This window comes from Candidatus Fusobacterium pullicola (assembly GCA_018883725.1).
Lineage (GTDB): Bacteria > Fusobacteriota > Fusobacteriia > Fusobacteriales > Fusobacteriaceae > Fusobacterium_A > Fusobacterium_A pullicola.
This window is the reverse complement of the sequence record JAHLFN010000079.1, coordinates 1-6,895: the sequence shown is the minus strand read 5'-3', so window position 1 is coordinate 6,895 and position 6,895 is coordinate 1. Positions and strand designations below refer to the sequence as shown.

Below are 6,895 nucleotides of genomic sequence, written 5' to 3'. Positions count from 1 at the left end.
TATAGTACCAATACTCATTTTTCATTAGATAAATATATGAAATATCTATCTACTTTCCTCCTTCATCTTATATAGATTTTAAATTTTTTCCTAGATATTATATTATTTTTATATAGAAATGTCAATTTTTTATATACTTTATTTCAATTATTTTTTATTGCTCTTATAGAAAAAACTCTCCTCAATCTCTGAAGAAAGTCTTTATCTTTAATCTAAATATTAATAATTTTTTTAATATTTTCCATATGGTGTTACTATTGTAGTTAAATTATTTGTTATTGTTGTAGCTGTATTGGTAGCTCCTACTATATTTACAACTGGTGTTATTGGATAAACAGGAGCTGGATTGGCTGCTACTGGTCCTGATGTAGGAGCTGAAGATGGTGTATTAGAGCTAATACTCTCTACCTTTGCTCCCCCTACCTCTCCGGTATTTTCTGTATAACTTGAACTCTCTGTATGTACTCCATGATCTCCCATTCCAAAAGCTATCATAAAAGATTTACTCGTACTCATATTACTTGGTTGAGAGATATGAATACTCTCCATCTCTGTATGTGCACTAAATGTCATTCCCTCTGTGGCAAAACTTGTTATACTAACTATTAAAAAAGCTCCTAATAATAATTTTTTCATCTATCCTTCTCCTTATAATTTTAAAATGCGTAAGCTGTTGACAAACTTCCTATGAATGATATTGTATTTTGATTTCCTTGTTTTGAAATATCATAAGCTCCTAATGTTAGTGTAATAGGTAATTTTGGTGATGGTACTATTCCAACTCCTAATGTTGTTACTCCATTTGTATAATCTGCTATTAGGCTTAATTGAGGTATAATATATGTTGCAACTGCAAAAAATGGATATACTTTATCTTTTTTATCTCCACTAGCATTTGTATCTGCATAAACATTATTTCCTAATCCAGCTGTTAAAACTACTGGTGCTACATCATTTGGTAATAATTTTGTTACTGCTCCATAAAAACTAGGATCAGATACTTCATCACTCTTATCGTGCCATAAATCTGTTCCTGTCATACCTACTGAAACTCCAAATCCATATTGCTTAAATGTATGTCCTAATGATAGATTTAAATTTCCTCTATTAAAAGCTCCACCATCTCTTGGATCAATACTTCCTACAGCTACCGAGATAGCTCCTCCAACTGTCTCATACGGATTTCCATAACCTATTCCAAATCCTAAACCACCATCAGTCTCTTCAACACTATTATGACTTCCTGCTATTCCTATAAAAGCAACTCTTCCTCCAGGAACAAGACCAGCAGGAGCACTCATAGTAAAGCTTGGTAATGCTGCCATCTCATGATAGTTATTTGCTAAATAAAAATATCTTCCCTCATTAACTTTATTCTCTGAAATTGCTACAGATGAAGTTACTGATTGTATTCCTTCTGCCATAACTACTGAACTTAAAGCTACTACACTCCCCATTAATAAAAACTTCTTTAACACTCTTTTCCCTCCTAATAAATTTAATTTTTTCTAAGAATATCAACAACATTAATCTTATCTATTCTTTTTGTAGGAAGTATACCTACTATAATTCCTGTAATTAATATCATCAATATTAAAAATACTATTTTCTCTATTTTAAATACAGGTGGAATAAAGATTAATTTTCCCCCTAATATTGTTATCAAAGTGCCTATTACTCCTCCACTTATCATACCTAAAAAAGAAATTATTATTCCCTCTATTAAAAATACTTTTACTATACTATTTTTAGGAATCCCAATAGCTCTAAATACACCAATATGCATAGTTCTAGCTTGAATATTTCCATTTATTAAAGTCATAATTCCTACTCCGCTTAATATGAATGAAACTACTACTAAAATATAGAGAGTATTTTTTACTATCTTTTGTATCTTTACTACTTTTTTGTATACTTCAGGTTTTTCAAGAATCTTTACCTCTTTGTAGCTTATACGGTCATTATTAAACTTTTTTAATAATATAGGAATTAACACCTCACTATCTTCACTTTTGTCTAAAGAGATAACTAATTCGTTATACCTATATCTATTAAATATTTCTGAAAAGTAATCCTGTGAAATTATTATTCTATTTCCTTGCTTAGTTAATTCAAAAGGATTTTCTTCAACATATAACTTAGCTACTCTAAAATTTTCCATTCTATTGCCTATATAAAAAGATAGTGTTTCTCCCTCTTTTACTCTTGGAAATTGATTGATATCTACTATTGCTTCTCCATTTCTTAATTTAGGAAACTTTAATTTTTGTAAAGCTCTTTTAGGGTATCCTATAAATATATTCTCACCTTTCACTACTCTTGCATCTGGAAAGAAACTATATTCAACAAAAGGATAATTATCTAGTAAACGAATATCTCTTTGATCAAAGCTATCTCCGCCCAACACTATTCTATTATCACTGATAGCCATCAAATTATTTGTTATTAGTCTTTCTCCTCCTGCTCCAATAGCTAATGCTACAATAAGAGCTGCCACTCCAACTGTTATTCCTATATATGGAAGTAAAGCTCTCTTTATATTTCCAAATAACAATTTAAATGATAGCCAAAATAAAAATTTCATTATTCTACTTTCACTTCCCTATTTTTACTTCTAACTACTTCTTTATTAATCTAGAATATAAGCCTCTAATGTATCCCATAATTCTAACTCCATCTTTACTACTTTCAATTTTACCTCTTACTATATCTTCACTATCAATTATTCTACTAGGATTGATATCTGTTACTCTATTAAAATACTCCTCACCTAATTTAGATTTTAACTTTTTCAATTCTTTTTCTAAATCATAATCTCTTCTTCCTAGTCTATGAGTATCTGTTGCAATAACATCAATATATCCCTCTTTTAACATATAGTCTATCTTTTTTACTGAAGTTGCTGCTGTCCTTATATTTACTTGTAGAACTACTCCCATTTTAGATAGTTCTATCAATTCTCCAATTTTTAAATGTGAGTATCTCTCTATATGAGCAAAAATTGGAACTATTCCTTGAGATATTAAACTTTTAAAAAATTTTTTACATACAGAATAAATTATTTCTGATTTCAGCTCTATTAAAATATATTTTCCATTATTTATTCTGTTTACTTTAGCTGCATAGTCAAAATAATCAATACTTAATAGAGCTATCTCATTTCCTTTATATATCTCTATATCTAATCCTTCTTCTCTTATCTTAGCTTGAAGTTGATTAAAGTTTTTATCATAATCTTTATTTTCAAACATACCTATATAGTAGTGTGAAGAACAAACAATTTTATTGTAACCAACCTCGATAGCTTGTTTTAATAACTCAATACTCTCCTCTATTTTTTCAGGTCCATCATCTATTCCATAGAGTAGATGTGAATGTATATCTACCATCAATATCTCCCACTTTCCTATTTATTTTCAATAAATATATCTCTTTAAATATACAATATCTACTCTATTATACATTATTTTCCTTCTATTTCAAATAACATTCTTTTAAAATTAAAATATTTTACTCTTTATCTATTTTAGCCTTAGCCTTTATAACTTCTGATATATTAGAATACTCTTTATTTATCTTTCCTTTTTCAAGTTGGAATATCTTATTACACTTTTTCAATGTAGTTAATCTATGTGCTATCATTATTAGAGTCTTATCCTCAGCTAAATTATATAGCTCATCTATTATCTGCTCCTCTGTATTATCATCAAGAGCTGATGTTGCTTCATCAAGTACTAAAATCTCCTGTTCCTTGTAAAGAGCTCTAGCAATACCTACCCTTTGCTTTTGTCCACCAGATAACATTATTCCTGCATCTCCTACTTTTGTATGAACTCCCTCTTTATTCTTGAAAAACTCCCAGATTTTTGCTTGTTTCAATACTTCTATAACTCTTGCTTCATCATAGTCATACCCTATTGAAACATTCTCTCCAACTGTTCCATCAAATAGATATATCTCCTGTGGTATATATCCTATCTTCTTTCTCCAATCCTTTAGGTTTCTATTATTTATCTCTACTCCATCTACATATATTTTTCCTGCTTTTGCTCTATATAGTCCCATTAAAATATCTACTAAAGTAGTCTTTCCAGAACCAGATTCCCCTATAAAAGCAATTCTATCTCCCTTTTCTATTGATAATGATACCTTATCTAAGATAGGTGTATTCTTTTCATATTCAAACTCTAAATTCTTTACCTCTATCTTTTTATTAAAATCTACTTTCTCATTCTTTAAATTCTCCAATGAGTAACTTAGCTCTTCCTCTATTCTTCCTGGTACAGGAGCATAAAAAGCAAATCCTTGAAAAACTCCTACTATTCTAATTATTGAGGGTAACATTCTATATAAAGCTAAGAAAAATAGTGAAACAACTGGAAGTATATTCTTTATTCCCTCTTCTCCATAAAGTGAAACTGAATACAAAATAATAGCAACTATCATAAAAAATCCACTAAACTCAAGTATAGCTCTAGGAAATGGATTTAAAACACTCTGTTTTATCCCTATCTTATCATTTTCCTTTTGAATAAGGTTATGCTCCTCTTTTAATCCCTCAGTATCTCCCTTTAATTTTATAAATTTATAGTTTGAAAAGATTGAGTTTATCAGTTTATACAATCTTCTACTTCTGGCCTCTCTTTGCTTTCCAATTCTCTTTACCTCAGCTAGTACTATATACTTTATAATCAACAGATTAATAAGGATAAATATAGTCATAGCTAATGTTAACTTCCAATCTGTATATATCATTATTCCATAAAGAAGAGTTATTATAAATATCTCACTTATTAAACTAATAATATTTTGAAATATACTGACTAATAATCCACACTCTTGAGTAACTATTCTCATAAATTCACTTCTATTCTTTTTTACATAGTTTATATACTCAAAGTCTAAATATGTTGCAAGAAGTTTATTAGAATACTTTCTATTCAATTTTCTAGCTACTACTGTGGTATAGTAGTTATATAGAATTGTTACAATATTTTTTAAAATAAAGATTAAAATTATTCCAACTCCAAAATATATAATAAATTTTCTATAGTCCTCTTTAAAGAAATTCTCATATATATACTTAGAATATTTATTGCTATATATATTCTCTGGATTTGTCAATACTCCCATAAAAGGAAATAGTATCGAGATACCAAAAACTTCTGTTATCGAAGCTAACAATGAAAATATAATAGATACCCCTATAATCATCTTATCTTTTTTATCAAAAATTCTATTTATTTCCTTTAACATTTTCTCCTCTCCATTTTGTAATCTAATAAATTATTCTAATTATTTTTATCTACTTCTCTCATCACACTTTCTAATTTCTCTTTTAAAATAAACTTTTCTCTCTTAATTATCTCTTGAGAATTAACATATTTTTCTACTAAAGATTCTACCTCTTCAACAGTTGTAACATAATGAACCCAGTCTAAATATTTAAACCATTTTATTCCTTCCTCTATTTTATGATCCAATGATTTAAAAGCAATTACTGGGGTATTTGTTATTACTGAAAATATTACCCCATGAAATCTATCTGTTATATTGACCTTAGCAGATGATATTTTTCTTAACATTTCTTTTACTTCATATTCTCTTATTTTTCTATCTATTCCATAATTTTTTACTGTGTCATCTCTTTTATACACAATATTCTTATTTTCTAAAAATGATATTATTTTATCAATTTTTTCATTAGATAAAGATTTCTCTTTATCACTTCTTAAAGTCAATATAACTCCATCTCTTTGATTTTCTCTTTTGTACCAATCCTCTAAATATAGTACACTATCTGGTGCTAAAAAAACTTTATTATTTGGAAAATACTCTATTCCATATTGATAACTTTTATTATCTCTAGTTATTATATTGAAATTCTTATGTTGTGAATAAATACTTTGACTTATTTTTAACTCCTTTGCTCCCTCTTCATCATTTGTAAAAGATATACTTTGAGGCATTACAATTATTTTGTTATTTGGAAATCTTCTCACTATATCTCTTCTTTGATTTTCTTCTGTCAGCCATAGATTACCAAAATTTCCACCACCCGTTATTATTATGATATCCTCTTGATTCACTAATTTTTCTAATAATTCTTTATTTCTATTATATTCAAAAATTGAAAATTCTAAACATAATAAGTCTTGAAACAAAATTTTAATTATATTTTCTACTCCGATAGCTATTGCATGATCTCCTAAATTTCCATGATTTGGTGTTGAAAAATAAATTATTTTTTTTACTTTATCATATTTTAGTGTTAAATTTTCTATTTCTTTTCCTTCTAGTATTTTTTGATTTTCTATCATCCCTTTTTTTATTAAATAATTCTCTAATTTTTTCCATACTAATTGCTTAATATTTATTAACATTCTTCTCCTCCAAGTTTCTTATCTATCTCTACTGTTATATCAAAATTTCTTCATATCTTTTCAGTATTTCTAAACTACCATCTATACTTCCATCATTTACTAATATTACTTCTTTTCTTATGTTTTCTACCGCATATATACTATCTAAACACTCTTCTAAATATTGCTCTACATTATATACTGGTATTATTATACTTAATTCTATATTCATTCTATCACCTTTATATATTTTATTACTTGCCTATTAAAAATTTTAATTTTGTTTTTAATAATATCTTTGTGAAAAATGTCAATATTAATAAAATTAATATCAAATTTATAATATAATATAAACATAAAACTCCTATATTTATAGAAATTCTTTCAAAAGGAAAATTTAATATTTCTAAAAATTTTTTTATTAATACCATAGCTATATTTTGATGCCAAGCAAAATATATTAATGTATTTTCTCCTATAAATTTAATCCAATTAATTGTTTTTTTCTTTGATAATTTTAAAATTAATAATAT

7 protein-coding genes are annotated in these 6,895 nt (G+C 27.1%); all 7 read right to left on the bottom strand.

Features of this window, described 5'->3' with window-relative positions; translation table 11 throughout:
• Window positions 1–231: 231 nt before the first annotated feature.
• Entirely contained in the window at window positions 232–636 is a 405-nt protein-coding gene (locus IAA47_09125) for a hypothetical protein (GenBank protein MBU3843124.1), read from the bottom strand.
• 20 nt (window positions 637–656) lie between these two features.
• Window positions 657–1,457 (bottom strand): hypothetical protein, encoded by an 801-nt coding sequence (locus tag IAA47_09120; protein ID MBU3843123.1) that lies wholly within the window; start codon window positions 1,455–1,457, stop codon window positions 657–659.
• Window positions 1,458–1,498: 41 nt separating this feature from the next.
• Window positions 1,499–2,584: an FtsX-like permease family protein gene (locus IAA47_09115; GenBank protein ID MBU3843122.1), complete on the bottom strand. Its 1,086-nt coding sequence runs from the start codon at window positions 2,582–2,584 to the stop codon at window positions 1,499–1,501.
• 34 nt (window positions 2,585–2,618) lie between these two features.
• On the bottom strand, window positions 2,619–3,389 hold the full coding sequence (locus IAA47_09110) for a hypothetical protein (GenBank protein MBU3843121.1): 771 nt from the start codon (window positions 3,387–3,389) through the stop codon (window positions 2,619–2,621).
• Between the two features lie 121 nt (window positions 3,390–3,510).
• A complete protein-coding gene (locus tag IAA47_09105; protein MBU3843120.1) occupies window positions 3,511–5,256 on the bottom strand; it encodes an ABC transporter ATP-binding protein/permease in 1,746 nt (581 codons plus the stop codon).
• 35 nt (window positions 5,257–5,291) lie between these two features.
• Complete coding sequence (locus IAA47_09100) at window positions 5,292–6,383, bottom strand: polysaccharide pyruvyl transferase family protein (GenBank protein MBU3843119.1); 1,092 nt, start codon at window positions 6,381–6,383, stop codon at window positions 5,292–5,294.
• Window positions 6,384–6,417: 34 nt separating this feature from the next.
• Complete coding sequence (locus IAA47_09095) at window positions 6,418–6,594, bottom strand: glycosyltransferase (GenBank protein MBU3843118.1); 177 nt, start codon at window positions 6,592–6,594, stop codon at window positions 6,418–6,420.
• Between the last annotated feature and the right edge of the window lie 301 nt (window positions 6,595–6,895).

What these genes read in the sequence shown, in the direction of transcription:
- IAA47_09125 (MBU3843124.1), bottom strand. Translation starts at nt 636, where the DNA reads ATGAAAAAATTATTATTAGGAGCTTTTTTAATAGTTAGTATAACAAGT.
- IAA47_09120 (MBU3843123.1), bottom strand. Translation starts at nt 1,457, where the DNA reads ATGGGGAGTGTAGTAGCTTTAAGTTCAGTAGTTATGGCAGAAGGAATA.
- IAA47_09115 (MBU3843122.1), bottom strand. Translation starts at nt 2,584, where the DNA reads ATGAAATTTTTATTTTGGCTATCATTTAAATTGTTATTTGGAAATATA.
- IAA47_09110 (MBU3843121.1), bottom strand. Translation starts at nt 3,389, where the DNA reads ATGGTAGATATACATTCACATCTACTCTATGGAATAGATGATGGACCT.
- IAA47_09105 (MBU3843120.1), bottom strand. Translation starts at nt 5,256, where the DNA reads ATGTTAAAGGAAATAAATAGAATTTTTGATAAAAAAGATAAGATGATT.
- IAA47_09100 (MBU3843119.1), bottom strand. Translation starts at nt 6,383, where the DNA reads ATGTTAATAAATATTAAGCAATTAGTATGGAAAAAATTAGAGAATTAT.
- IAA47_09095 (MBU3843118.1), bottom strand. Translation starts at nt 6,594, where the DNA reads ATGAATATAGAATTAAGTATAATAATACCAGTATATAATGTAGAGCAA.